Here is a 25,159-nt window from a genome sequence, read left to right as displayed (position 1 = left end):
CCACGGCTGGTCAAACAGACACAGCCAAGCTGCAAGCGCGTCGGCCGGCGCTCATACGATGTCATCATGACCCGGCGAGCGATGAACGCGCGCATCTCACAGCGCCATCCGCACACATGTTCACCGCTAGAACCGAATGTCGTGACGCAACGCACCGCCGAAGCCGGACGGATCACTCGATGCTGATCATTGCCATGATCAGGGTGCGGCTCGCCACCGAATGTCTGCAAGCAGAAAGCATCATGGGTTATCCGCCAATCACGAGGCGCAGCCGAGGCGACAATCGCAACACGCTCGCCTTGATCTGTGACGTGAGGCACCATTACCCAGAACACATGTGGCCCCTTTCCAGCATTGCAAGGCGGAGAAGGTTTGATCGGCGGCATTTGCTCGCCCACGATGGGAGACCCCCGGCGCGGGAGCCGCAGAGACCGACGCGAGCCGAACACCGGCCGCGCTTGGCGGGCCTTTCCCCCGCCTTGGTCGAACGGCCGGCCGCAGGCTTCAGACTGCCTGCTTCAGAGTGCCTGCAAGTCTCCCGCCGAGCGCACGCCGCCGGCACGTCGCACCCGGTACGAAGCTCTTGGGATTCCAGAGGGATCAATCCATTATGAATGGCGTTCTCCTGTGGGCTGGCGCATAGTTGTTCATGTGAGGTCCACGATCTGGCAGGCCGCCAGGCGGGAACCCGAAAAAGCAAGCCGACGCACATAGATAGGCATCATGAATCCGGTCAAAGCTCTCGAAGAACACGGCCAGGCGGTCTGGCTCGATTTCCTCGCACGCGGCTTCGTCGCCAGGGGCGACCTCAAGCGGCTGATCGATGAGGATGGCGTCAAGGGCGTCACCTCGAATCCCGCGATTTTCGAGAAGGCGATCGGCAGCTCCGATGAATATGACGCGCCGATCGCCGCGGCGCTGAAGAACGGCGATCGATCGCCGACGCAGCTGTTCGAGGCCGTCGCCGTCGAGGACATCCAGAATGCCGCCGACGTGTTGCGGCCCGTCTACGACCACTTCGATGGCAATGACGGCTTCGTCAGCCTCGAAGTCTCGCCCTATCTGGCGATGGACAGCAAGGGCACCATTTCTGAGGCAGAGCAGCTCTGGAAGGCGGTCGACCGCAGGAATCTGATGATCAAGGTGCCGGCGACCGACGCCTGCCTGCCGGCCATCCAGCACCTGATCGCCAAGGGCATCAGCGTCAACATCACCTTGCTGTTTTCGCAAGAAGTCTACCGGCAGGTCGCCGAAGCCTACATTGCCGGCCTCGAAGCCTATGTCGCCGCCGGCGGTGATCCGTCGCATGTTGCCAGCGTGGCGTCGTTCTTCGTCAGCCGCATCGACAGCGTGGTCGACAAGCAGCTCGACGCGAAGATCGCCCAGGCCAACGATCCCTCGGAGAAGGAGCGGCTGGCCGCGCTCAAGGGCAGGATCGCCATCGCCAACGCCAAGATGGCGTATCAGGACTACAAGCGGCTGTTCGCCGGCGCGCGCTGGGAGCGGCTGGCCGCGCACGGCGCCAAGCCGCAACGACTGCTCTGGGCCTCCACCGGCACCAAGAACAAGGATTACCGCGACGTCCTCTATGTCGAGGAGCTGATCGGACCGAACACCGTCAACACCGTGCCGCCGGCCACGCTGGATGCCTTCCGCGATCACGGAGAGGTGCGCGACAGTCTGGAGGAAGACGTCGACGCTGCCCGGGCCGCCCTGGAGGATCTGGCGAAGACCGGCATATCCCTCGACGACATCACCGCGGATCTCGTGGTCGACGGCGTCAAGCAGTTCGCGGACGCCGCCGACAAGCTCTACGGCGCGGTTGCGCACAAGCGCGCCGTCGTGCTGGGAGCAGGACTTGGGCAGCAGACGATCGCCATTGCTGCTGATCTGGAGAAGAAGGTCGCCTCCGCTACCGAGGACTGGCGCAAGGACGCCAGGATCCGCCGGCTCTGGCACAAGGATGCGACGGTCTGGACCGGCCATGACGAGCACAAATGGCTGGGCTGGCTGACCAGCGCTGACAAGGCCGATATCGCCGATTATGAGGACTATGCGCAGCGGGTGAAGGGACAGAAGTTTTCCGACGCCGTGGTTCTCGGCATGGGTGGCTCCAGCCTCGGGCCGGAGGTGCTGGCCGAGACCTTTCCGCGCAAGGCCGGCTTCCCCAGGCTGCACGTGCTCGACTCCACCGATCCCGCGCAGGTGCGCGCGATGGAGAAGGCGATCGACATCGCCAGGACCGTGTTCATCGTCTCCTCGAAGTCGGGCGGCACCACCGAGCCGAACGCGATGAAGGACTATTTCTTCGCGCGTGTGTCCGAGGCGATCGGGCCGAACAAGGCCGGCCACCGCTTCATTGCCGTGACCGATCCCGGCTCGTCGCTGGAGAAGGCGGCCAAGGCGCAAGGCTTCGCCCGCATCTTCCATGGCGAGCCGAGCATCGGCGGCCGCTATTCAGTGCTGTCGCCGTTCGGCTTGGTGCCGGCCGCGACCGCGGGCATCGACGTGCGCAAGCTGATCACGCAGGCGCTGTCGATGGTGCGCTCCTGCGGGCCCGACGTGCCGCCGCTCCAGAACCCGGGCGTGCAGCTCGGTCTGGCAATGGGTCTTGCCGGCCTCGAAGGCCGCGACAAGGTGACGATCTTCGCCTCGCCCAAGATCGCCGATTTCGGCGCCTGGGCCGAGCAGTTGATCGCGGAGTCCACGGGCAAGGAGGGCAAGGGCCTGGTCCCGATCGAGGGCGAACCGGTGGCGCCGCCTGAGCTTTATGGCAGCGACCGCTTCTTCATCGATATCAAGGTCGACGGCGACGACGTGACCGGCCATGATGCGAAGCTCGCCGCGCTCGAGGAGGCCGGCCATCCGGTCGTGCGCATCGTCATGACGTCGATCGACCAGCTCGGGCAGGAATTCTTCCGCTTCGAGATGGCGACCGCCGTCGCCGGCGCCGTGCTCGGCATCAACCCGTTCGACCAGCCCGACGTCGAAGCCGCCAAGATCAAGACCCGCGAGCTGACGGCGGCGTTCGAGCAGAGCGGCGCGCTGCCGGAGGAGCAGCCGGTTGCATCGATCAAGGGCTGCGAGCTCTACACCGATGCTCAGAACGCCGAGAGCCTGCGCGAGCATGGCGCCGACGGCACGCTCGCGTCCTGGCTGAAGGCGCATCTTGGCCGCGCCGGCGCCGGCGACTACATCGCCCTGCTCGGCTATGTCGACCGCAACGCCGGCAATATCGACACGCTACAGCGGATCCGGCTGAGGCTGCGCGATGCCAAGCACCTCGCCACCTGCGCCGAGTTCGGTCCGCGCTTCCTGCACTCGACCGGCCAGGCCTACAAGGGCGGTCCGGACAGCGGCGTGTTTCTCCAGATCACGGCTGACGACGCCGAGGATCTGCCCATCCCCGGGCAGAAGGCGAGCTTCGGCGTGATCAAGGCGGCGCAGGCGCGCGGCGATTTCGACGTGCTCACCGAGCGCGGGCGCCGGGCTCTTCGGGTCCATCTCAAGGGCAATCTGAAATCGGGCCTGAAGATGCTCGACAGCGCGATCAGTGAAGCGCTGAGCTAGGAAGGGCGTCGTCGATGCAATTGGGAATGATCGGTCTCGGGCGGATGGGCGGCAACATCGTGCGCCGCCTGATGCGCGCGGGACACGCCTGCGTGGTCTATGATCGCGACGCAAAGGCGGTCGCTGCGCTGGTCTCCGAGGGTGCGGTGGGCGCCGCGAGCCTTGAGGAATTCGTCGGCAAGCTCGCTCCCCCGCGGCACGCCTGGATCATGCTGCCGGCCGGCAAGATCACGGAAGCCACCGTCGAGCAGCTCACCAAGCTGATGAGCCAAGACGACGTCGTCATCGACGGCGGCAACAGTTTCTGGCAGGACGACGTCCGCCGCGGCAAGGCGCTGAGGGAGCGCGGTCTGCACTATGTCGACGTCGGCACCTCCGGCGGAGTCTGGGGCCTTGACCGGGGCTACTGCATGATGATCGGCGGCGACAAGCCGGTCGTCGACCGGCTCGATCCGATCTTCGCGACGCTGGCGCCAGGCATCGGCGACATCCCGCGCACACCGGGCCGTGACGGCCGCGACCCGCGCGTCGAGCAGGGCTACATCCATGCCGGGCCGACTGGCGCCGGCCACTTCGTCAAGATGATCCACAACGGCATCGAATATGGCCTGATGCAGGCCTATGCCGAGGGCTTCGACATCCTCAGGAACGCGAACAGCGAGGCGCTGCCCGAGGCACATCGCTTCGACTTCGATCTCGCTGACGTCGCCGAGGTGTGGCGCCGCGGCAGCGTCATTCCGTCCTGGCTGCTCGACCTCACCGCCAGCGCGCTGGCGCGGCAGCCCGGCCTGGAGAAATATTCCGGCTATGTCGAGGATTCCGGCGAAGGCCGCTGGACCGTGAACGCGGCGATCGACGAGGCCGTGCCGGCCGAGGTGCTGACGGCCGCTTTGTTCGCGCGTTTCCGCTCGCGCCAGGAGCACACCTTTGCTGAGAAGATTCTCTCGGCGATGCGCGAAGGCTTCGGCGGGCACAAGGAGCCCGAACAGCACCCAGATCCGGCGCGCCAGAGCGCGCCTGGGATCGTCAAGCCCAGGGACGACCGCGCGTGACCCCGCTGTATCCGCACCAGCCGCGACATCAGAAGCCTGACGCCTGCGCCTTCGTGATCTTCGGTGTGACCGGCGATCTGACCCATCGGCTCGTTCTGCCATCGCTTTACAATCTCGCGGCCAATCATCTGCTGCCTGACAGGTTCTGCATCGTCGGCATTGCCCGCAAGGGCGTGTCGAGCGAGCAACTGCGCGACAATCTCATGGAGGGCCTGCGCAAATACGCCACACGCCCAATCGAGGATGAGATCGCGCAGCGCCTGTTGCAATGTGTGACTGCGATCGAGGCCGATCCGAAGGAGCCGGAAAGCTTCGATCAGTTGAAGGCGAGGCTGGAAAAGCTCGAAGCCGCGCGGGAGACCCACGGCAATCGGCTGTTCTATATGGCGACGCCGCCGAGCGCCTTTGCGCCGATCGCGCAACAGCTCGGGCGCGTCGGGCTGCTTCGCGAGGACGGCAAGGCTTGGCGCCGCCTCGTGGTGGAAAAGCCGTTCGGCACCGATCTCGCCTCGGCCAAAAAACTGAACGACACGCTGCTGCAACTCGTGACCGAGCACCAGATCTACCGGATCGATCATTACCTCGGCAAGGAGACGGTGCAGAACATCCTGGTGCTGCGCTTCGCCAACGGCATGTTCGAGCCGATCTGGAACAGGCATCACATCGACCACGTTCAGATCACCGTCGAGGAGAAGCTCGGCGTCGGCACGCGCGGCAGCTTCTACGACGCGACCGGCGCGCTGCGCGACATGGTCCCCAACCATCTCTTCCAGTTGCTCTCGCTGGTGGCGATGGAGCCGCCGGCGCGGTTCGATGCGCATACCGTCCGCTCCGAGAAGGCGGAGGTGCTGTCGGCGATCCAGCCATTGAGCGAACGGGAGGCGCTGCTCAACTCGGTGCGCGGCCAGTACACGGCCGGCATGATTGGCGACGCCGAGCTGCCGGATTATGTGAGGAGCAAGGACGTTCGCCCCGACAGCACCACCGAGACCTACGCGGCCTTCAAGCTCACCATCGATAATTGGCGCTGGGCCGGCGTACCGTTTTATCTGCGCACCGGCAAGGCGCTCGGCGCCAAGCGCACCGAGGTCGCGATCAAGTTCCGCCAGGCGCCGTTCGCGATGTTCAGCTGCACCCCGATCGAGACCCTGGCCGAGAACTATCTCGTCATCGGCATCGAGCCGACCCAGAGCATCACCTTGCAGTTCAACACCAAGATCCCGGGGCCGACCATCCGCACCGACGGCGTGCAGATGAAGTTCAACTACAAGGACTATTTCCAGGCCGAGCCCGCCACCGGCTACGAGACGCTGATCTATGACTGCATGATCGGCGACAACATCCTGTTTCAGCGCGCCGACAGCGTCGAGGCCGGCTGGAAGGCCGTCGAGCCATTCATCGAGGCCTGGAAGAAGGCCGGCCGCGATGGCCTGCATTCCTACGCGGCCGGCAGCGAGGGACCTGAGGCGGCGGCCGATCTGCTGGCCCGCGACGGCCGCAGCTGGCGCAAGCTGGTTTAGCCGTGGTCGGACCGCAGGACCGCAACCTCGTGCGCGTCGCCGACCGGGCGACGATGGCGAGGGTCGCGGCCGAACATCTCCTGGCCCGGATCGATGCCAATCCGGCGACGATAGCCGTTTGCCTCACCGGGGGATCGAGCCCGAAGCAGCTCTATCAGCTGCTGGCGACGGACGCGTATCGCGAGCGGATTCCCTGGACGCGCGTGCACTGGTTCATCGGTGACGAACGATATGTTCCGCCCGGCGATCCCCTGCACAACATGACCATGGCGTGCCACGCGTTCCTCGATGCCTGCGCGCCGGCCGCCAACATCCACCCGATCGCGACCGATAGATCGGACCCGGAGGCCAGTGCCTGCGACTATCAGCGCGCGCTGGAAGCGTTCTACGGCGCCGCGCGGCTCGACTCTGCGCGGCCGCTGTTCGACCTCGTGCTGCTCGGAATCGGTTCCGACGGCCATGTCGCGTCGCTATTCCCCGGCTTTCCCGCTGTTGATATCGCCGATCGCTGGGTTGTCGGCGTCGACAAGGCTCACGTCGCACCCTTCGTGCCGCGGATCAGCCTGACCTTGCCTGCGCTCGCCTCCTGCCGAACCATGCTGTTCGAGGTCGCCGGCGCCGACAAGCGCGCGATCATGACGCGCGTGCTGGCCGGCGAAGACCTGCCCGCCAATCGCGCCCGCTCGATTCGGGAGACGATCCTGCTGATCGACAGCGAGGCCTGGCCGGAGAGGCAAAGTGGCGACATCTGACCTGCCCCATGCGCTCATTATCATGGGCGTCTCCGGCTCCGGCAAGAGCACGATCGGGCAAGCATTGGGCCAACGCCTCGGCTGGCGCTTCGAGGATGGCGACAGCTTTCACCCGCCCGCGAACGTCGCCAAGATGAGCGCGGGCCACCCGCTCACCGACGAGGATCGCTGGCCCTGGCTGCATGCCATTGCCACGGAGATCGCGCAATGCCGCAGCGCGGGCCAGCACATCATCATCGCCTGCTCGGCGCTCAAGAAGGCCTATCGCGATATCCTGGTCGGCGGCCGCGACGATGTCCGCATGGTCTATCTCCAAGGCACTCAGGAGCTGATCGGCGAGCGGATGAAGCATCGCGCCGGGCACTTCATGCCGCCGGGCCTGCTCACCAGCCAGTTCGCCACCCTGGAACCGCCTGGCGCCCCCGAGCATCCCATCACGGTCTCGGTCGACGCGCCGGTCGCGGCGATCGTGGACGACATCCTGCAACAGCTTCACAGCGGTCAGGGACGAGCCTGACCGCAAACAGGAAGGGCTCATGACCCGCATCGCTCTCGTCGTATCCGACGTCGACGGCACGCTGCTGACCAAGGACAAGGTTCTGACCGAACGGGCCGCGAAGGCGGCGCGGCGGCTGCACGAATCCGGCGTTGGCTTCACGCTCACCTCGAGCCGCCCCGCGATCGGAATGCGCTTTCTGATCGAGCCGCTGCAGATCAGCCTTCCGGTGGGGCCGTTCAACGGCAGCTCAATCGTCGACGCCGCCATGCGCCCGCTCGAGCAGAGCCTGATCCCGCCCGCGGCCGCCGCACGCTGCGTCGACCTGCTGCATCAAGCCGGCGTCGACATCTGGGTCTTCACCAACGACGCCTGGGTGACGCGCAATCCGGACGGTGAGTACGTCCCGAACGAGCGGCGCGCGATACGCGCGGAGCCGACGATCGTCGGCGATTTCTCGCCCTATCTGGCGAACGCCTGCAAGATCGTCGGCGCGAGCAGCGATTTCGCGCTGCTGGCGGGCTGCGAGAGCCAGATGCAGCAGGCATTGGGCGCGGAAGCGACAGCGGTGCGCTCGCAGAGCTACTATCTCGACATCACTCCGCCCGGACATGACAAGGGCACCTTCGTCAGCGCGATGGCTCAGCGGCTCGGTATCCCGCTCGACCAAGTCGCGACCATCGGCGACATGCACAATGATGTCGCGATGTTCGAGGTGAGCGGATTGTCGATCGCCATGGGCAATGCCAGTGACGAGGTGAAGAGCAAAGCCAAGCGCATCACCACGTCCAATCAGGACGAAGGCTTTGCCAATGCCATGGAGATGATCCTGGCGGAAAACGCGCAAGGCTGATCCGCAAGCTGACGTGCGGGAGCTCAGGCCTCCGACCGCTGCCTTGCGGGTTTGTCGCTGGCCTTCCTGGCGCTGCTCAGATTCTGCGCCGTGTTGATCAGCGCGATATGCGTCAGCGCCTGGGGAAAATTGCCGGTCTGCCGCCGGGCCTCGCTGTCGTACTCCTCGGCCAGCAGTCCGACATCGTTGGCGATGTTCACCACGCGGCGGAACAGCGTCTCGGCCTTTTCCGTATCGCCCGCCAGGACATGGGCGTCGGCCAGCCACAGCGTGCAGGCAAGGAACGCGCCTTCGATCGGCTGCTGCTCGTCCGGAGGGACATCGCGCGGATCGTGCCGGAGCACGAAGCCGTCCCGTAGTAAATGCTGTTCGATCGCGTCCACCGTGCCGCGAATGCGCGAATCGGAGCTGGGGAGGAAGCCGACCGCCGGCAACAGCAGCAGGCTGGCATCGAGCAACCGCGAGCCATAGGACTCGACGAAGCTGCCGAGGCTTTCGTCATAACCCTTGGCGCAGACGTCGCGATGAATGGTCTCGCGCAGCCGCCGCCAGCGCTCCAGCGGCGCCTTGAACCCGAATTTCTCCGCGCTCTTGATCGCGCGATCGAACGCCACCCAGGTCATCACCTTGGAAAACACGTAGTGACGGCCGTCGCCGCGGCGTTCCCATATGCCGTGGTCGGGCTGGTCCCAGACGTCGGTGAGATGATCGAGCACCGCGCATTCCAGGTCCCATGTGCCGTCTTCCAGTTTGAGCCTGGTCATGCGGGCCTGGTGGAAGGCGTCCATCAGCTCGCCGTAGACGTCGAGCTGGAGCTGGGCGTGCGCGGCGTTGCCGATCCGCACCGGCCGGGCGCCTTCGTAGCCGGGCAGCCACTCGGCCTCCCACTCCATCAGCCGCCGCTGGCCCATGATGCCGTACATGATCTGCATATAGGCCGGTGCGCCGGCGGCGGCGCGCAGCAGCCAGTTGTGCCAGGCCAGCGCTTCCTCGGTGTAGCCCGAGTTCATCAGCGCGAGCAGCGTGAACGTCGCGTCACGCAGCCAGCAGAAACGATAGTCCCAGTTGCGCCGGCCGCCGAGCTTCTCCGGCAGCGACGTGGTCGGCGCCGCGACGATGCCGCCGGTCGGCGCATAGGTGAGCGCCTTCAGGGTGATCAGCGAGCGCATCACGAGTTCGCGGTGCTCGCCCTGATAGGTGCAGCGGCGCGACCAGTCGGCCCAGAAGGTCTCGGTGTCATCAAGCGCCTGAAGCGGATCGATCGCCTTGGGCACCGGTAGATGCGAGGGACCGTAGGTCAGCACGAACGGCACGGTGTCGCCGGCCGCGACCTCGAACTCCGCAACCGTGGTCATGTCCTCGCCGCGGGTGGCGATCGGCGTATGCAGCACCGCCATGTCCTGGCCGCAGATGGCAAGCAGCGCGGAGCGATCCTCGGAGCGCTTGACCCAGGGAATCTCGATGCCGAAGCCGAAACGGATGATCAGCTCCATCCGCATGGCGACCCGGCCGGCGACGCCGCGGACCAGCCGGACGACGTCGGAGGCGCTGCCCCGCGGCGGCATGAAATCGACCAGCTCGACGGTGCCGGTCGCGGTTTCGTACCGCGTCTCGAGGATGAGGCTGTCGCCACGATAGCGGCGGGACGTCGAGCGGATATCGCCGCGTGGCGCGATCAGCCAGCGGCCATGGCTGCGATCGCCCAGCAGGGAAGCGAAACAGGCGTCGGAATCGAACGCCGGCCAGCACAGCCAGTCGATCGAACCGTTTCGGCTTACGAGGGCAGCCGTCTCACAATCACCGATCAGCGCGTAGTCTTCGATCCTGCAGGACATTTGGCATCCGCGTGCAATTGCCCCCTCGATCCCCGCATTCTAAACGCCGGCCGGGCTGATCCGTTCGGCGGTCGCCGCCTTCAACGCCGCGACGCTGGTCGCACCCGTGATGTCCTCGAGCTTGACCGGCATCTTGCGGCGCCAGTTCGGATGCTCGTCGATCGTGCCGGGAATATTGGGCTGATCGACCACCTGCAGCAGATCCTCCAGGGAAATCACCAGCAGCCGCGACCGCGTCCGCGACAGGAAGGCGATCGCCGAGTGGACGTCGTTGGCCTGAATGCCGTTGTGGCGCAGCACCTCGTCCCACAGCCCCAAGGCGTCCCAGCGATCCTGGTCGCTTTCGCCGGGATCGATGCCCAGCCCGCGTTTGGTCTTGAGATCGCCGAACGAGCGCCAGCCGGCATAGGTCGAGAGGTCGTGGGTGTTCAGCGTCACCAGCGCATTCGGCGGATAGAAGTCAACGTCGCGAAAGCGGCCGTTGTCGTCGCGTTCGAAGATCATCACCTTGTAGGACCACAGTCCCCAATCGGCCATCTGCTCGCGAAAGCCTTCCGGCACGGTGCCGAGATCCTCGCCGATGACGATGCAGTCGTTGGCCACGCTCTCGATGACGGTCGCGGCGAGCAGCGCATCGAACGGCATCTGCACATACGCGCCCTGCTTGGCCGGAAATCCGTGCGGCACCAGATAGAGCCGCTTCAAACCGAGCACGTGATCGAGCCGGATCGCGCCGGCATGGCGCATCGACGCCCTGATCATCTCCCGGAACGGCTCGAAATTCCTCAGCGCCAGCCCCGGCGCGTTGAAGCCGGCCAATCCCCAGTTCTGCCCGACCGTGTTCAACGGATCGGGCGGCGCTCCGACCGACAGCGTGCGCGAGATGGCGCCCTGCTCGTTCCAGGCATCGAAGCCGTCGGATTGAACGCCGACTGCGACGTCGAGATACAAGCCGACCTTCATTCCCAGCCGATGCGCGAGATCCCGGCAATGGCGCAATTGTCGCTCGGCGAGCCACTGCACATAGGCGATGAACTCGGCCTCCCTCCGGTCGGGGCCGCTGAGCAGCGCCGCGCAGCGCGCGGCATCGGGCCGCCGCCACTCCTCAGGCCAGTCCCACCAGGGCTTCTGGAAGCGATGCCGCAACACCTCGAAGCAGGAGAAGCGCGCCAGCAGCTCGCCGCGCTCGGCCCGATAGGCCTTGAACTCCGCAGCGGCCGCGGCGTCGGGCGCGGCCATGAAGGCGTCGAAGGCGGCGCGCAGGGCCGGCCATTTCAACGCCGCCACACCCTTGTAGTCCACCAGCTCGGCTTGTCGCAGCGGCTCCAGCACCTTGCTGCCGGGCCCCTTCGCAAAGCCCGGCGCCTGCTCCACATCGACATAGAGCGCATTCAGGAACAGCCGGCTGTTCGGTGCATAGGGGCTGAAGTCACCCGGCCGGTCGTCGAACAACGCGTGCAGCGGATTGAGCCCGACACCATCGGCGCCGAGCTTGGCGCAAAGCGTGATGAGATTGGCAAGGTCGGTGAAGTCGCCCATGCCCCAGTTGCGGGCCGAGCGGATGCCATAGAGTTGGACCGCCAGCAGCCAGACGCGGTCGAAATCGCCGGCGAAGGCCTTCGCCGGCGCGACCAGCAGCGGCAGCTCCTCGCGGTATGATGACGCATCCACCAGCTCGAGGCGGTAGCTGCCGACCGGCAGATCACCCGGCCACTCGACCAGGGCCTCACCGGCGTCTCCCTTTGCGATCTCAACGTCGCCACGCCTGATGGTCCACTTGGCCGGCAGCTTCGCCGCCTCGTTCAGGCGGCTGCGCGCCGGCTGGCCGGACCGAATCACGATCGCACCGCTCAGCAGCCGGTGCGGCGTGGGCCTGGGAAAGGCCTCCACGATGATCTTGAGTGCCGCTTCGTCGGTGACGCGACGCTGCCCCTGACCATCGTAGAATTCTGTCAGGATTCCGAGACTATGGGCTTCGCTATAGAGATCCATTCGGCACGCGATCTGGACGTAACGGCAAGTCGTACGTCGTAAAATTGTTGTGGGACAGCAAGAGGATAAGCCTCTAACGCCGCGCCAAGGCCGTCGTTCCCCGGGGAACAAAACGAGCCTTGCAGCTTTGTAAGGAGGTCGTCTCGGTTTCTAGCGAACCGGGACGCCGTTTTCTTGTCAATGGCATCACCGTGAACAAATTTGCGCACACGTTCGAGAGCGTCGCCCTCAAAGACGCTTTCTCCCCTATTCTGCCCTCTTTTGAGGAGAGCCGCATCTGTCGAGGCCGAGACATCTTTCGAGACGCCTCCGATCGCAGCCGCATCATCATCCTCTCTCCTAGGTGAGGGCCTCATGAACCTGATGTCATCCCTGGATACGCCGAGCCTGCAGACCGAGACCGACGGCGACGGTCTCTGGTACAAGGACGCGATCATCTACCAGCTGCACGTGAAGGCGTTCGCCGACAGCAACAATGACGGCGTCGGCGACTTCGCCGGCCTCACGGACAAGCTGGATTATCTGCAGGACCTCGGCGTCACCACACTGTGGCTGCTGCCGTTCTACCCCTCGCCCGGCCGCGACGACGGCTACGACATCGCCGATTACGGCAGCATCAATCCCGATTTCGGGACCATGAAGGAGTTCAAGCGCTTCATCCAGGAGGCCAAGCGGCGCGGCCTGCGGGTGATCACCGAGCTCGTGGTCAACCACACCTCCGACCAGCATCACTGGTTCAAGCGCGCCCGGCGCAGCCCGCCCGGCTCCAGCGCCCGCGACTGGTACGTCTGGAGCGACACCGACCAGAAATATCTCGGCACGCGAATCATCTTCACCGATACCGAGAAGTCCAACTGGACCTGGGATCCCGAGGCCGGCCAGTTCTACTGGCACCGCTTCTTCTCGCACCAGCCGGATCTCAACTTCGACAATCCGCGCGTGGTCAACGCGATCGTCCAGGTGATGAAGCGCTGGCTCGATGCCGGCGTCGACGGCTTCCGGCTCGACGCCATTCCCTATCTCTGCGAGCGCGACGGCACCAACAACGAGAACTTGCCGGAGACGCATGCGATCATCAAGCGCCTGCGTGTCGAGCTCGACAATTACGCCAAGGATAAGCTGCTGCTGGCCGAGGCCAACCAGTGGCCCGAGGATGTGCAGGAGTATTTCGGCCAGGGCGACGAGTGCCACATGGCCTATCACTTCCCGCTGATGCCGCGCTTCTACATGGCGATCGCCCAGGAAGACCGCTTCCCGATCACCGACATCCTGCGCCAGACGCCCGATATCCCCTCGACCTGCCAATGGGCACTGTTCCTGCGCAACCATGACGAGCTGACGCTCGAAATGGTGACCGATGTCGAGCGCGACTATCTGTGGTCGACCTATGCCAACGATCCGCGCGCGCGCATCAATGTCGGCATTCGCCGCCGCCTCGCGCCGCTGATGGACAATGACCGGCGCAAGATCGAGCTGATGAACTCGCTGCTGATGTCGTTTCCGGGCACGCCGATCATCTATTACGGCGACGAGATCGGCATGGGCGACAACATCTATCTCGGCGATCGCAACGGCGTGCGTACGCCGATGCAATGGACGCCCGACCGCAATGGCGGCTTCTCGCGTGCCGACCCCGCACGGCTCTACGCACCGATGATCATGGACCCGGTCTACGGCTACGAGGCGGTCAACGTCGAAGCGCAGTCGCGCAGCCTGTCGTCGCTGCTGAATGCCACCAAGAAGCTGATCTCGGTGCGCAAGTCGACGCTGGCCTTCGGCAGGGGCACCATGAGCTTCATCCGCCCGGCCAACCGGTCGGTGCTGGCCTATGTGCGGCAATACAAGGACGAGGTGATCCTCTGCGTCGCCAACCTGTCGCGCTCGGCACAGGCGACCGAGCTCGATCTTTCGCCGTTCAAGGATCGCGTGCCGATCGAGATGCTCGGCCGGTCGCGCTTTCCCGCGATCGGCGAGCTGCCCTACATGATCACGCTCGCGCCCTACGGCTTCTACTGGTTCCAGCTCAAGGAGCGCGACAAGTCCGAGCCGGTCGTTCAGCGCGCCGTGCCGGAATTCGAGACGCTGGTCGTCCCGCTCGGCTCGACCTGGGTGTCGCTGGCGCGCACCCGCAGCCTGTTCGAGCGCGACGTGCTTCCCGGCCACCTCGCGCGCACGCGCTGGTATCCCGAACGCTCGCCTGAGGCGATCCATCCGACGTTGACCTCCGCGATCCCGTTCTGTGACATCGGCGACAACAGGCCGTGGCTGATCTTCTTCAAGTCGGCCGAGCGCAAGGACGAGCAGCGCTACCTGCTGCCGATGCAGATCGAGTGGGTCCGCTTCGACCGCGAGCGCTATAATCCGCAGGCATTCGCCGCCGTGCGCCAGGGCGCCCGCGAGGGCACCCTGCTGGATGCCGCCACCAATCCCATCTTTCTGGCGCTGCTGCTGCGCAACCTTGCACAGTCACTTGTGGTCGAAGAGAACGGGATACGACTGGAATTCCGTCCGACGTCGCGATTTCCCGACAAGCCGATCCGCGAGTCGGAACAGGTGCGCATCATCGAGACCGACCGTTGCAGCAGCAAGGCTGTCGTCAACAACGAGTTCTTCATCAAGCTCCATCGCGAGCTCGAGGCCGGATCGCATCCGGAGATCGACGTCGGTCGCTTCCTGACCGAGACCATCGGCTTCGCCAACGTGCCGCCGCTGCTCGGCAGCGTCGAAGTGATCCAGGACGGTGAGCGGCAGACGATCGGCTGCGTCCATGGCTTTGTCGAGAACCAGGGTGACGGCTGGACCGTGACCGCCGCCTATCTCGACCGCTACATCGACGATCAGCGCGTGTTCGCCGCGAGCGGCGACGCGCGCCAGAGCGAGGAGCTGCCGCCCTATCTGCGCTACATGACGCAAGCCGGACGGCGGGCCGGAGAGCTGCATGCGGCCCTGGCCTCACGCAACGACATCGCCGATTTTGCGCCGGAGCCGACCACCGCAGATCATCTCGGTCACTGGATCGACCGGCTGCGCGCCCAGGCAAGCCGAGTCCTGACGGGCCTGAGCGAGCGCCGCGATCGCCTCAAGGACCCGGAACGAGGGCTGGCCGATCAGGTGCTCGCGAGGCGTGGTGAGATATCGGAGCGCCTGAGCAGCCTGATCCCGCACCAGATCGGCGGCTGCGACATCCGGCTGCATGGCGATTTCCATCTCGGCCAGATCCTCATCGTCAAGGACGATATCTTCATCATCGATTTCGACGGGGACGAGGAGCAGCCGCTCGCCGAGCGTCGGCGCAAGGCGCCGCCGGCGCGCGACATCGCAGGCTTCCTGCGCTCGATCGATTGCTCGGTCCGCGTCGCCCAGGAGCGCGCTCTGAGGGCGGGCCCGGACGATCACGGCCGTATCGCCGCGGCGCTGTCGGAATGGCGCGACCAGGCCGCGACGGCCTTTTTGGCCGGCTATCGCGAGATCAAGGCCAATCAGCGCCTCTGGCCGGACGATCCGCATACGGCGGAGGCGCTCCTTAACTTTTTCATGCTGGAAAAAGCCTTCGGAGCGCTCGAATATGATCTGGCTCACCGGCCGGACTGGTTGCGCATCGCTTTGAGCAACCTGCTTCGCGTCCTGTCCGAGCCAGCATCAGTCAGCGAGTCCTCATGACCCATCTTTCTCCCGAGGCGTTTGCGATCATCGAGGGGCGGCACGCCGACCCGTTTCGCTATCTCGGTCAGCACAATGTCGACGGGCGCGCTGTCGTGCGCGCCTTCCTGCCCGAGGCGTCCCGCGTCGAAGTGGTCGGCGAGCACGGCGACGTCGCCCCGCTGACGCGCATCCATGATGCCGGCCTGTTCACCGGGACCATGCCATCGCTGCAGCGCTATCGCTTTCGGGCGACATTCGGCGACCACGTCACCGACCTCGAGGACCCCTATCGCTTCCTGCCGATCCTGAGCGACTTCGACCTGCACCTGCTCGGCGAAGGCAACCACGAGCGGCTCTACGACAAGCTCGGCGCGCATCCCATGGTGATCGACGGCGTCGATGGCGTCGGCTTCGTCGTGCTCGCGCCGAACGCGCGCCGCGTCAGCGTGGTCGGCGACTTCAACTTCTGGAATGCGCGGCGCCACCCGATGCGCGTGCGCGGCAACGGCTATTGGGAGCTGTTCATTCCCCGCGCCAGGGCCGGCGACCACTACAAATTCGACATCATCGGTCCGCAGGGCGAGCACCTGCCGCTGAAATCCGACCCGATGGCCTTCGCGGCCGAGATGCGTCCCAAGACCGCGTCGATCGTGGTCGACGAGACCAGCCTGCCGCGCCCTCGGCCAGCGCCGCATGACATCAACAAGCTGAACAGGCCCGTCTCGATCTATGAGGTGCACCTCGGATCCTGGCGGCGCAAGGACAACAATCAATGGCTGACCTATCGCGAGCTCGCCGAGCAGCTGCCGGCCTATGCACGCGACATGGGCTTCACGCACATCGAATTCCTCCCCGTGAGCGAGCATCCGTTCGACGGCTCCTGGGGCTATCAGCCGACCGGCCTGTTCGCGCCGACCAGCCGCTTCGGCAGTCCTGAGGACTTCTGTGCGCTCGTCGATGCCTGCCACCGCGAGGGCCTCGCGGTGTGGCTCGACTGGGTGCCCGGCCATTTCCCGGATGATCCGCACGGCCTCGGCCATTTCGACGGCACCGCGCTCTACGAGCACGCCAACCCGATGCAGGGCCGGCATCTCGACTGGGGCACGCTGATCTACAATTTCGGCCGCACCGAAGTCGCCAATTTCCTGCGCTCGAACGCGTTGTTCTGGCTGGAGCGCTACGGCGTCGACGGCCTGCGCGTCGATGCCGTCGCCTCGATGCTCTATCTCGACTACAGCCGTCCCTCCGGCGGCTGGATTCCGAACAAATATGGCGGGCGCGAGAACCTCGAGGCCATCGAGTTTCTGCGCCGGACCAATATCGAGGTGTTCGGCCATTTCCCGCAGGCGACCACGGCTGCCGAGGAATCCACGGCGTGGCCGCAGGTGTCCCGCCCGGTCGACATGGGCGGGCTCGGTTTCGGCTACAAGTGGAACATGGGCTGGATGCACGACACCTTGCGCTACATCAGCAAGGACCCGATCCACCGCAAATATCACCACGGCGAGATCCTGTTCGGCCTGCACTACGCCTTTTCGGAAAACTTCATCCTGCCGCTGTCGCATGACGAGGTGGTGCACGGCAAGCGCTCCATCCTTGGCCGGATGCCCGGCGACGACTGGCAGCGTTTTGCCAACCTGCGTGCGTATTACAGCTTCATGTTCGGGCATCCCGGCAAGAAGCTGCTGTTCATGGGCTGCGAGCTCGCCCAGGAGCGCGAGTGGAATCACGATACCTCGCTCGACTGGCATCTGCTCGGCGACGCCAAATATGCCGGAATCCAGGCCCTGATCCGCGACCTCAACCACCTCTACCGCAACGTGCCGGCGCTGCATGAGCGGGACTGCGAGCCGGACGGCTTCGAGTGGCTGATCACCGACGACTCCGACCGCAACGTCTTCGCCTGGGTGCGCAAGGGCTTCGATGAGCACGCGCGCTGCGTCGTGGTCGTGAACTTTTCGCCCAACGTGTATTACAATTATCGGGTCCGCGTGCCGTTCGGCGGCAGATGGAGGGAAGCTTTCAATTCCGACTCCCTGCATTATGGCGGCAGCAATGTCGGCAATGTCGGCCAGGTCCATGCCTCTGAAGAACACCAGCTCAACCTCATCCTCCCGCCCATGGCAGCGGTATTTCTCCTCCCGGAAGCCTGACGCAATGCGCCTGGCCGCTGGAAGCCACGCCCGTCTCGGAGCAACCTGGGACGGACGGGGGACCAACTTTGCGTTGTTCTCCGCCAATGCCGAGAAGGTCGAGCTCTGCCTGTTCGACAGCCAGGGCCGGCGCGAGATCGAGCGGATCGAATTGCCGGAGCGGACGGAGGATGTCTGGCACGGCTATCTCAACGACGTCTCGCCAGGGCAGCTCTATGGCTACCGCGTCTACGGCCCGTACGAGCCGGAGCGCGGCCACCGCTTCAATGCCAACAAGCTGCTGCTCGACCCCTATGCCAAGCGGCTCGCCGGCCGGCTGGTCTGGAGCGATGCCCATTTCGCCTACCGCGCCGGCTCGCCGCGCGAGGACCTCTCGTTCGACCGGCGCGACAACGCCCGCGGCATGCCCAAGGCGGTCGTCATCGACGAGACCTTCAACTGGGGCCGGCGCGAGATGCGGCCGCAGGTTCCGTGGGAGGACACGATCATCTACGAGGCTCACGTCAAGGGCCTGACCAACAAGCGCGACGACGTGCCGCCCAACCTGCGCGGCACCTATGGCGGTCTGTCGTCGCCGGCGATGATCAAGCATCTGAAGCGGCTCGGCGTCACCACGATCGAGCTCTTGCCGATCCACGCCTTCATCGACGACCGCATGCTGGTCGAGAAGAAGCTGGTCAACTACTGGGGCTACAACACCATCTCGTTCTTCGCGCCGGAGCCGCGCTACGCGCAGGACAATCCGCTCGATGCCTTCCGGACGACGGTGGCGCGGCTGCATGATGCCGGCATCGAGGTCATGCTCGACGTCGTCTACAATCACACCGCCGAGGGCAACCATCTCGGCCCGACGCTGTGCTACCGCGGCATCGACAACGCATCCTACTACTGGCTGCAGCCGGACAATCCGCGCTTCTACGACGACTTCACCGGCTGCGGCTCGTCGGTGAACCTGACCCATCCGCGCGTGCTGCAGATGGTGATGGACTCGCTGCGCTATTGGGTCGAAGTCTGCCACGTCGACGGCTTCCGCTTCGATCTCGCCACCACGCTCGCGCGCGAGAAGCACGGCTTCGACCGGCGCAGCGGCTTCCTGACCGCGATCCGCCAGGACCCGGTGCTGGCGAGCGTCAAACTGGTCGCAGAGCCATGGGACGTCGGTCTCGGCGGCTACCAGGTCGGCGCATTCCCCTCGCAATGGTCCGAATGGAACGACCGCTATCGTAGCGCCATGCGTCGCTACTGGAGCGGCGAAGGCAGCCTGATCGGTGAGGTGTCGAGCCGCATGACCGGCTCTTCCGACATCTTCAACCATGACGGCCGCACCCAGCGCGCCAGCGTCAATCACGTCACCGTCCATGACGGGTTCACGCTGGCCGATCTCTTCAGCTACAACAGCAAGCACAATGAGGCGAACGGCGAGGACAATCGCGACGGCTCCAACGACAACCTCAGCAACAATTTCGGTCATGAGGGGCCGACCAACGACGTGGCGATCACAGCGCTGCGGCGGCAGTCGCGCAAGAACCAGCTCGCCTGTCTGTTGCTCGCGCAGGGCCTGCCGCTGCTGCTCGCAGGCGACGAGGTCGGCAACTCGCAGCATGGCAACAACAACGCCTATTGCCAGGACAACGAGGTCGGCTGGGTGGACTGGAGCGGCATGGGCCGCGAGGGCGATGATCTCATCGACTTCATCGCGCACATGACCGAGCTGCGCCGCCGCTTCGGCCAGATTCGCGCGCGCCGCTGGCTCGACGGCCGCCGGTCGGACGGAAGCTTCGGCGTGCTGTGGCTGACGCCTTCGGCGGAGGAGATGACGCAAACCGACTGGACCTTTCCTGACGGACGATTTCTCGCCTATGTGCTCGCTCCGGTGGAACAGGAGCAGGCTCCGATCCTTATCGTTCTGAACGCGGCTACCGAAGAGATCGGATTCAAATTGCCCAAGCTCGCCGAATACAAGACGTGGCAACAGGTCCTGAACACCACCGAAGCCCAGCAGACGCCGATCGACTTCGCGTCGGGCACGGACCTCAACGCCCCGCCCCGCTCCGTGCTGGCGTATGCGGGCCAGTCATGAACGGCCGTCAATTCGGACCTCGGCTCACGCAGGACGGCACGACGTTCCGGCTGTGGGCGCCCGCCGCCAAGCGCGTCGATCTGATCCTCGACGTCAAGCATGAGATGCAGCGCGGGGATGGTGGTTGGTATTCGCTCGACGTCGCCGGGGTCGGCGCCGGCACGCGGTACAAGTTTCGTATTGATGATGAGCTCGACGTTCCAGATCCCGGCTCGGATTTCCAGCCAGAGGATGTCTCCGGCCCGAGCGAAATCATCGACCACCGCGCCTACACCTGGCGCTCCGAAAAATGGCGCGGCCGTCCATGGCAGGACGCCGTGTTCCTCGAAAGCCATGTCGGCACCTTCACGACGGAAGGCACCTACCGCGCGATGATCGACAAGCTCGATCATCTCGTCGAAACCGGCATCACCGCGCTCGAGCTGATGCCGCTGGCGGACTTCGCCGGCTCCCGCAACTGGGGCTATGACGGCGTCCTGCTCTACGCGCCGGACAGCGTCTATGGGCGTCCCGATGATCTGCGCGCACTGATCGACGAGGCGCATCTGCGCGGGCTGATGGTCTTCCTCGACGTCGTCTACAACCATTTCGGCCCCGAAGGAAACTACATCGGCCTGTATGCACCGACCTTCTTCACGGACGCTCACACGCCGTGGGGCAGCGCGATCGACTTCCGGCACCCCGAAGTGCGCGCCTTCGCGATTCAGAACGCGCTGCATTGGCTGACGGACTATCGCTTCGACGGGCTGCGTTTCGATGCCGTCAACCACATCCTCGCCAACGAGGGTGAGATCCCGATGCTGCATGATCTCAGCGCCGCCGTCGGCAGGCTTGTCGAGCAGACAGGGCGTCACATCCATCTCGTGCTCGAGAACGGTGATAACCGGGCCAGCATGCTCGACGCGGCAGAAGATCCGCCGCGGGGCAAGTTTCGCGCGCAATGGAACGATGATTATCACCACGTCTGGCATGTGATGCTGACCGGCGAGACCGGCGGCTACTACGGCGACTACCAACAATCGCCGCGGCGCGGGCTTGCTCGCGCGCTCGCCTCGGGCTTTGTCTATCAAGGCGAGCAGGCCGCCTTTTGGGGTGGCATGGCCCGGGGTGAACCAAGCGGTCATCTGGCCCCCGCGGCGTTCGTCAACTTCCTGCAGAACCACGACCAGATCGGCAACCGCGTGTTCGGCGACCGGCTGGAATCGCTGGCGCCGCCGGAAGGGATCGCAGCTGCGCTGGCCGTCACCTTGCTCGCACCGACCGTGCCGATGCTGTACATGGGCGAGGAATGGGGCTCGAAGCAGCCCTTCCCTTTCTTCTGCGATTTCCAGGGCGATCTCGCGCACGCCGTGCGCAAGGGGCGCCGCAAGGAATATGAGTGGGCATACGCCAAGTATGGCGACGAGGTCCCGGACCCGCTGGACATCGAGACGTTCAGATCCGCGATCATCGATTGGGACGCCCGCAACGCATCGCCGGGACGCGAGCGATTGACGCTGGTGCGCGGGCTCCTCGCCGTACGCCACAGGGAGGTGGCACCGCGGCTGCCGGGCGCATCCTTCGGCAAGGCCGACGTGACGGAGGATGGCTGCCTGACTGCGCACTGGACGATGGGCGACGGCGCGACGCTGCGCTTGCTCGCCAACGTTTCGGACAACGAGGTGCCCGCGCCGCGCAGCGGCTCGGCGGGCACGCCGATCTGGGGCGGCACGCCCGGCGATCGCCTGCCACCCTGGTCGGTGTTCTGGAGCATCGGAGGATAATCATGCCTCCTGCCATTCCGCTCGCGACCTACCGCCTGCAGCTCACCGCCGACTTCAATTTCGAAGCAGCGGCGCGCGTCGTGCCGTATCTGAAGGCGCTCGGTATCAGCCATGTCTACGCCTCGCCGTTCATGACGGCGCGCAAGGGCTCGACGCATGGCTACGACATCACGGATCACACCAAGCTCAATCCTGAGCTCGGCGGTCAGGACGGCTTCGCCAAGCTGAGCGCCGCGCTGAAGGCGCACGATCTCGGGCTCATCCTCGATTTCGTTCCGAACCATGTCGGCGTCCATTTCGACGACAATCCATGGTGGCTCGATGTGCTCGAATGGGGCCAGGCGTCGCCGCATGCAGCCTCGTTCGACATCGACTGGGACCAATTGCCGTATCGCGCCCGGGGCGGCGTGCTGCTGCCGATCATCGGGACGTCCTACGGCCATGCGCTCGAACATGGTGAGATCGAGCTGCGCTACGACCCGGACGAAGGCTCGTTCTCCTGCTGGTACTTCGAGCATCGCCTGCCGATCGCGCCGGAGCGCTATGGCGAGGTGCTGCGCATCATCGTAAAGGAGGCCGGTGAGGAGAGCAGCGAGGCCGGCAAGGCGATCCTCGACCTGGCGTCGCGCTATCGCGGCCTGCGCCATCCGAACCGCAAGGAAGCCCCGGCGTTCAAGGCTGCACTCAAGGCCATTCCCGGGGCTGGCGACATTATCGCGCGAGGCCTCTCGGCGTATCAGGCCGGCGAGGGCCGACCGACGCAGACGCTGGCCCTGCACCATCTGCTTGAACGGCAGAATTACAAACTCGGGCATTGGCGGCTTGCGTCCAGCGACATCAACTACCGCCGCTTCTTCGACGTCAACACGCTGGCCGGCCTGCGCGTCGAGGATGCTGGCACGTTCGAAGCGATCCACCGGCTGGTCAAGAAGCTGATCGCGGATGGCCAGCTGCAGGGTCTGCGGCTCGACCATATCGACGGCCTGCGCGATCCCGCACAATATTTCCAGCGGCTGCGGCGGCTGATCCGCGACGCTCGGGGGCCCGCGGCCGGGCCATTCTACGTCGTCATCGAGAAGATTCTCTGCGAGCACGAGAAGCTGCCGAGCTTTGCCGGCGTGCACGGCACCACCGGCTACGAGTGGATGAACGTCATCACCCAGCTGCTCATCGACGGCAACGGCCTGGAGCCCTTGGAAGAGATCTGGCGCCAGATCAGCAACAAGCCGCCGAAGCTGGCGCCCGTCATCAAGGAGGCCAAGCGGCGCGTGCTGGAAACGCTGCTGACCAGCGAGTTCACCGTGCTGACGCGCCTCCTGGCGCGCATCGCCAACGGCCACTACTCGACGCGCGACTATTCGGAAGACAGCCTGCGCCAGGCGCTCGAACTGTATGTTCTTCACTTCCCGGTCTATCGCACCTATCTCACCGCGGCCGGGGCGACCGAGGCCGATCGCAAGCTGATCGATCACGCCATAGCCGGCGCCCGCGCCGAATGGTTCGCCTCCGACGGCTCGATCTTCGACTTCCTGCGCGATACGCTCACCATGGATCTGATCAAGCGCGACCGCAGCACCAGCCACAGCGTCCCACGTGTGCGCCGCTTCGCGCTGAAGGTGCAGCAGTTCACCGGCCCAATGATGGCGAAGTCGCTGGAGGATACCGCCTTCTATCGCTTCCACCGGCTGCTCGCGCTCAACGAGGTCGGCGGCGATCCGGCGGCGCATGCTCTGACGATCGCCGACTTCCACAAGCTGATGCACGACCGCGCCAGGCATTGGCCGCACGGCATGACCGCCACCGCTACCCACGACACCAAGCGCGGCGAGGATGCCCGCACGCGGCTGGCCGCCATCACCGAGTTGCCCAACGATTGGACGTCCGCGATGGCGCGCTGGAAGACCTTGAACGCGCCGCACGTCATCACCGATGGCAAGATGCGCGCGCCCTCGGCGGCGTTCGAATACATGCTGTACCAGACGCTCGTCGGCATCTGGCCCGCAACTGGCGCCGACCCGCGCCTTGCGGAGCGGTTGCAGGCCTATGCGCTGAAGGCGGCGCGGGAGGGCAAGGAGGAGACCAGCTGGCTCAATCCAAACGAGGCCTATGAGAACGGCCTGCGCAGCTTCATCGACCGCATCCTGGATCGCGACCGCTCGCCCGAGTTCCTGCAGTCGTTGGAGACGCTTTCCAGGCGGATCGCTTTGCTCGGCGCGCTGAACTCGCTGACACAGCTCACGCTGAAGGCGACGATGCCCGGCGTGCCGGATATCTTTCAGGGCACCGAGTTCTGGGACCTCTCGATGGTCGATCCCGACAATCGCCGCCCGGTGGACTTCGCCGCGCGCGAACGGGCGCTGCGCGAGTGCGAGCATCCCGATTGGGCCCACTTGGCGGACCACTGGCCGGATGGCCGCATCAAGCTCGCCTGGACACGGCGGCTGCTCCGGCTGCGCAACGAGATGCCCGCGGTCTTCACCGACGGTTCCCATGAGCCGCTCGAGGTGAGCGGACGTCATGCCGACCACATCATTGCCTTCGCACGGCGGCATGGGCGGGACGCCGTCGTCGTCGTCACTGTGCGCAACTTTGCGCCCTTCACCGACGGTGGTCGGGTGTGGCCCCACCCAGATGGTTTCGAAGCCGAGGTTCATGCCCGCGGCTACACATCTGCGGACATACAGGACGGCATCCTTGCGGTGTCCTCCGTCTTCACACATTTGCCTGCAGCAGTGATCCCAGCACGGACCGATGCGGCAACCCACCCGGCTGGTCGACGTCAGACAGCATCGACGCCGGGCTGATCAGCTCTTTTTCGTCAACAGCAGCTGGCCGCGGCTGCGGATCGCGGACTGCGCCGCCTCGGCAAAGCGCTGCAACAGCCAGGGCAGCACGACCTCGACACGCACGTGATCGTCGGCGACGTCGACATGGCCCGACGCCGCTTGACCCAGAGCGCGAACGCGAAAGATCATCTTGTCGCCCTCCCAGCGCTCTTCGTCGACCTTCAGGACCGGAACGCTGGTCGCGGCGCGGCTGAGACCGGCCTGGAGCCGGCGCACGGCCTCGTCCTTGCCGAGGCGATGCGGAATGGAAACGACAAGCGGTCTTGACATCGCGATCTCCTGACTAACAACTGCCTTCAGGTAGTCATTGCTGGTTACGACCGCAAAGACACGCTCCGAATTTTACCTGTTTCCCGCACGGAACTTTCGAAGTTCCGACCAGTTTCCTCGGCGAAGGCAGAGCACGTTGTCGCCCCGCTGCCGGGCACTGGAGGAAGCACATGTCCATCGGAACTATCATCCTGATCATTCTCATCATCGCCCTGCTCGGCGGCTTTTCCGGCATCGGCGGCGGTCCGTTCTACGGCACCGGCTACTATGGCGGCGGCGGTCTCGGCCTGATCATCGTCATCGTGCTGATCCTCGTCCTGCTCGGACGTATCTGA

At 65.2% G+C, this 25,159-nt stretch carries 15 protein-coding genes; 12 read left to right on the top strand and 3 right to left on the bottom strand.

All coding sequences use genetic code 11. The annotated features are described in order from the left end of the window. Positions 1–723 precede the first annotated feature (723 nt). The 6 genes from ACQR1F_RS29895 to ACQR1F_RS29870 are packed head-to-tail and all read left to right on the top strand — an operon-like array spanning position 724 to position 8,243. The gene (locus ACQR1F_RS29895; RefSeq protein ID WP_434914386.1) at positions 724–3,570 is read left to right on the top strand and encodes a bifunctional transaldolase/phosoglucose isomerase; all 2,847 of its coding nucleotides are present in this window, start codon (positions 724–726) and stop codon (positions 3,568–3,570) included. A 14-nt stretch (positions 3,571–3,584) separates the two neighbouring features. Continuing rightward, positions 3,585–4,622 (top strand): phosphogluconate dehydrogenase (NAD(+)-dependent, decarboxylating), encoded by a 1,038-nt coding sequence (gene gnd / locus ACQR1F_RS29890; protein WP_316217657.1) that lies wholly within the window; start codon positions 3,585–3,587, stop codon positions 4,620–4,622. Then, positions 4,619–6,142: a glucose-6-phosphate dehydrogenase gene (gene zwf / locus ACQR1F_RS29885; protein ID WP_316239233.1), complete on the top strand. Its 1,524-nt coding sequence runs from the start codon at positions 4,619–4,621 to the stop codon at positions 6,140–6,142. The genes gnd and zwf overlap by 4 nt, the downstream gene beginning before the upstream one ends. A 2-nt stretch (positions 6,143–6,144) precedes the next feature. Beyond that, on the top strand, positions 6,145–6,894 hold the full coding sequence (gene pgl / locus ACQR1F_RS29880; RefSeq protein WP_315805433.1) for a 6-phosphogluconolactonase: 750 nt from the start codon (positions 6,145–6,147) through the stop codon (positions 6,892–6,894). Further along, a complete protein-coding gene (locus ACQR1F_RS29875; RefSeq protein WP_316217658.1) occupies positions 6,881–7,411 on the top strand; it encodes a gluconokinase in 531 nt (176 codons plus the stop codon). Before pgl ends, ACQR1F_RS29875 begins: the two co-directional genes overlap by 14 nt. A 19-nt stretch (positions 7,412–7,430) precedes the next feature. Then, positions 7,431–8,243, top strand: a complete 813-nt coding sequence (locus ACQR1F_RS29870; protein ID WP_316239230.1) for an HAD family hydrolase — start codon at positions 7,431–7,433, stop codon at positions 8,241–8,243. Between the two features lie 23 nt (positions 8,244–8,266). On the opposite strand, the gene ACQR1F_RS29865 is transcribed toward ACQR1F_RS29870, so the two are convergent. Together ACQR1F_RS29865 and malQ are read right to left on the bottom strand one after the other, a co-directional pair. After that, entirely contained in the window at positions 8,267–10,078 is a 1,812-nt protein-coding gene (locus ACQR1F_RS29865; protein WP_315805430.1) for a glycoside hydrolase family 15 protein, read from the bottom strand. Positions 10,079–10,117: 39 nt separating this feature from the next. Next, on the bottom strand, positions 10,118–12,070 hold the full coding sequence (gene malQ, locus ACQR1F_RS29860) for a 4-alpha-glucanotransferase (protein ID WP_434914384.1): 1,953 nt from the start codon (positions 12,068–12,070) through the stop codon (positions 10,118–10,120). 354 nt (positions 12,071–12,424) lie between these two features. Here malQ and treS point away from each other — a divergent pair, with 354 nt between their 5' ends. Genes treS through treY form a run of 5 tightly spaced genes read left to right on the top strand, consistent with a single transcriptional unit; the run spans position 12,425 to position 24,512 of the window. Next, positions 12,425–15,730 carry a maltose alpha-D-glucosyltransferase gene (gene treS, locus ACQR1F_RS29855; protein WP_434914382.1) on the top strand — a complete coding sequence of 1,102 codons (3,306 nt, stop codon included), beginning with the start codon at positions 12,425–12,427 and terminating at the stop codon, positions 15,728–15,730. After that, positions 15,727–17,865, top strand: a complete 2,139-nt coding sequence (gene glgB, locus ACQR1F_RS29850) for a 1,4-alpha-glucan branching protein GlgB (RefSeq protein WP_434914381.1) — start codon at positions 15,727–15,729, stop codon at positions 17,863–17,865. The genes treS and glgB overlap by 4 nt, the downstream gene beginning before the upstream one ends. Positions 17,866–17,869: 4 nt before the next feature. Then, positions 17,870–19,945 carry a glycogen debranching protein GlgX gene (gene glgX, locus ACQR1F_RS29845; RefSeq protein ID WP_434914379.1) on the top strand — a complete coding sequence of 692 codons (2,076 nt, stop codon included), beginning with the start codon at positions 17,870–17,872 and terminating at the stop codon, positions 19,943–19,945. After that, on the top strand, positions 19,942–21,708 hold the full coding sequence (gene treZ, locus ACQR1F_RS29840) for a malto-oligosyltrehalose trehalohydrolase (protein ID WP_316177727.1): 1,767 nt from the start codon (positions 19,942–19,944) through the stop codon (positions 21,706–21,708). Before glgX ends, treZ begins: the two co-directional genes overlap by 4 nt. Positions 21,709–21,710: 2 nt before the next feature. Next, entirely contained in the window at positions 21,711–24,512 is a 2,802-nt protein-coding gene (gene treY / locus ACQR1F_RS29835) for a malto-oligosyltrehalose synthase (RefSeq protein ID WP_434914378.1), read from the top strand. Here the strand turns inward: treY and ACQR1F_RS29830 are convergent, their stop codons facing one another. Further along, positions 24,513–24,824, bottom strand: coding sequence for a polyhydroxyalkanoic acid system family protein (locus ACQR1F_RS29830; RefSeq protein ID WP_315717996.1), 312 nt, complete (start codon positions 24,822–24,824; stop codon positions 24,513–24,515). It abuts the gene before it with no gap. Between the two features lie 170 nt (positions 24,825–24,994). Here ACQR1F_RS29830 and ACQR1F_RS29825 point away from each other — a divergent pair, with 170 nt between their 5' ends. Continuing rightward, positions 24,995–25,159 carry a DUF3309 family protein gene (locus ACQR1F_RS29825; protein WP_006614022.1) on the top strand — a complete coding sequence of 55 codons (165 nt, stop codon included), beginning with the start codon at positions 24,995–24,997 and terminating at the stop codon, positions 25,157–25,159.

Origin of the sequence: Bradyrhizobium sp. HKCCYLS3013 (assembly GCF_051167615.1) — a bacterium.
Classification (GTDB): Bacteria; Pseudomonadota; Alphaproteobacteria; order Rhizobiales; family Xanthobacteraceae; genus Bradyrhizobium.
Note: the sequence above shows the minus strand (reverse complement) of the source record. Positions and strands in the feature narration are given on the sequence as shown.

Coding starts and splice junctions, on each gene's coding strand:
- gnd (WP_316217657.1), top strand. CDS start 3,585: ATGCAATTGGGAATGATCGGTCTCGGGCGGATGGGCGGCAACATCGTG.
- ACQR1F_RS29895 (WP_434914386.1), top strand. CDS start 724: ATGAATCCGGTCAAAGCTCTCGAAGAACACGGCCAGGCGGTCTGGCTC.
- treZ (WP_316177727.1), top strand. CDS start 19,942: ATGAACGGCCGTCAATTCGGACCTCGGCTCACGCAGGACGGCACGACG.
- ACQR1F_RS29870 (WP_316239230.1), top strand. CDS start 7,431: ATGACCCGCATCGCTCTCGTCGTATCCGACGTCGACGGCACGCTGCTG.
- ACQR1F_RS29865 (WP_315805430.1), bottom strand. CDS start 10,078: ATGTCCTGCAGGATCGAAGACTACGCGCTGATCGGTGATTGTGAGACG.
- ACQR1F_RS29830 (WP_315717996.1), bottom strand. CDS start 24,824: ATGTCAAGACCGCTTGTCGTTTCCATTCCGCATCGCCTCGGCAAGGAC.
- treS (WP_434914382.1), top strand. CDS start 12,425: ATGAACCTGATGTCATCCCTGGATACGCCGAGCCTGCAGACCGAGACC.
- glgB (WP_434914381.1), top strand. CDS start 15,727: ATGACCCATCTTTCTCCCGAGGCGTTTGCGATCATCGAGGGGCGGCAC.
- ACQR1F_RS29825 (WP_006614022.1), top strand. CDS start 24,995: ATGTCCATCGGAACTATCATCCTGATCATTCTCATCATCGCCCTGCTC.
- malQ (WP_434914384.1), bottom strand. CDS start 12,070: ATGGATCTCTATAGCGAAGCCCATAGTCTCGGAATCCTGACAGAATTC.
- treY (WP_434914378.1), top strand. CDS start 21,711: ATGCCTCCTGCCATTCCGCTCGCGACCTACCGCCTGCAGCTCACCGCC.
- glgX (WP_434914379.1), top strand. CDS start 17,870: ATGCGCCTGGCCGCTGGAAGCCACGCCCGTCTCGGAGCAACCTGGGAC.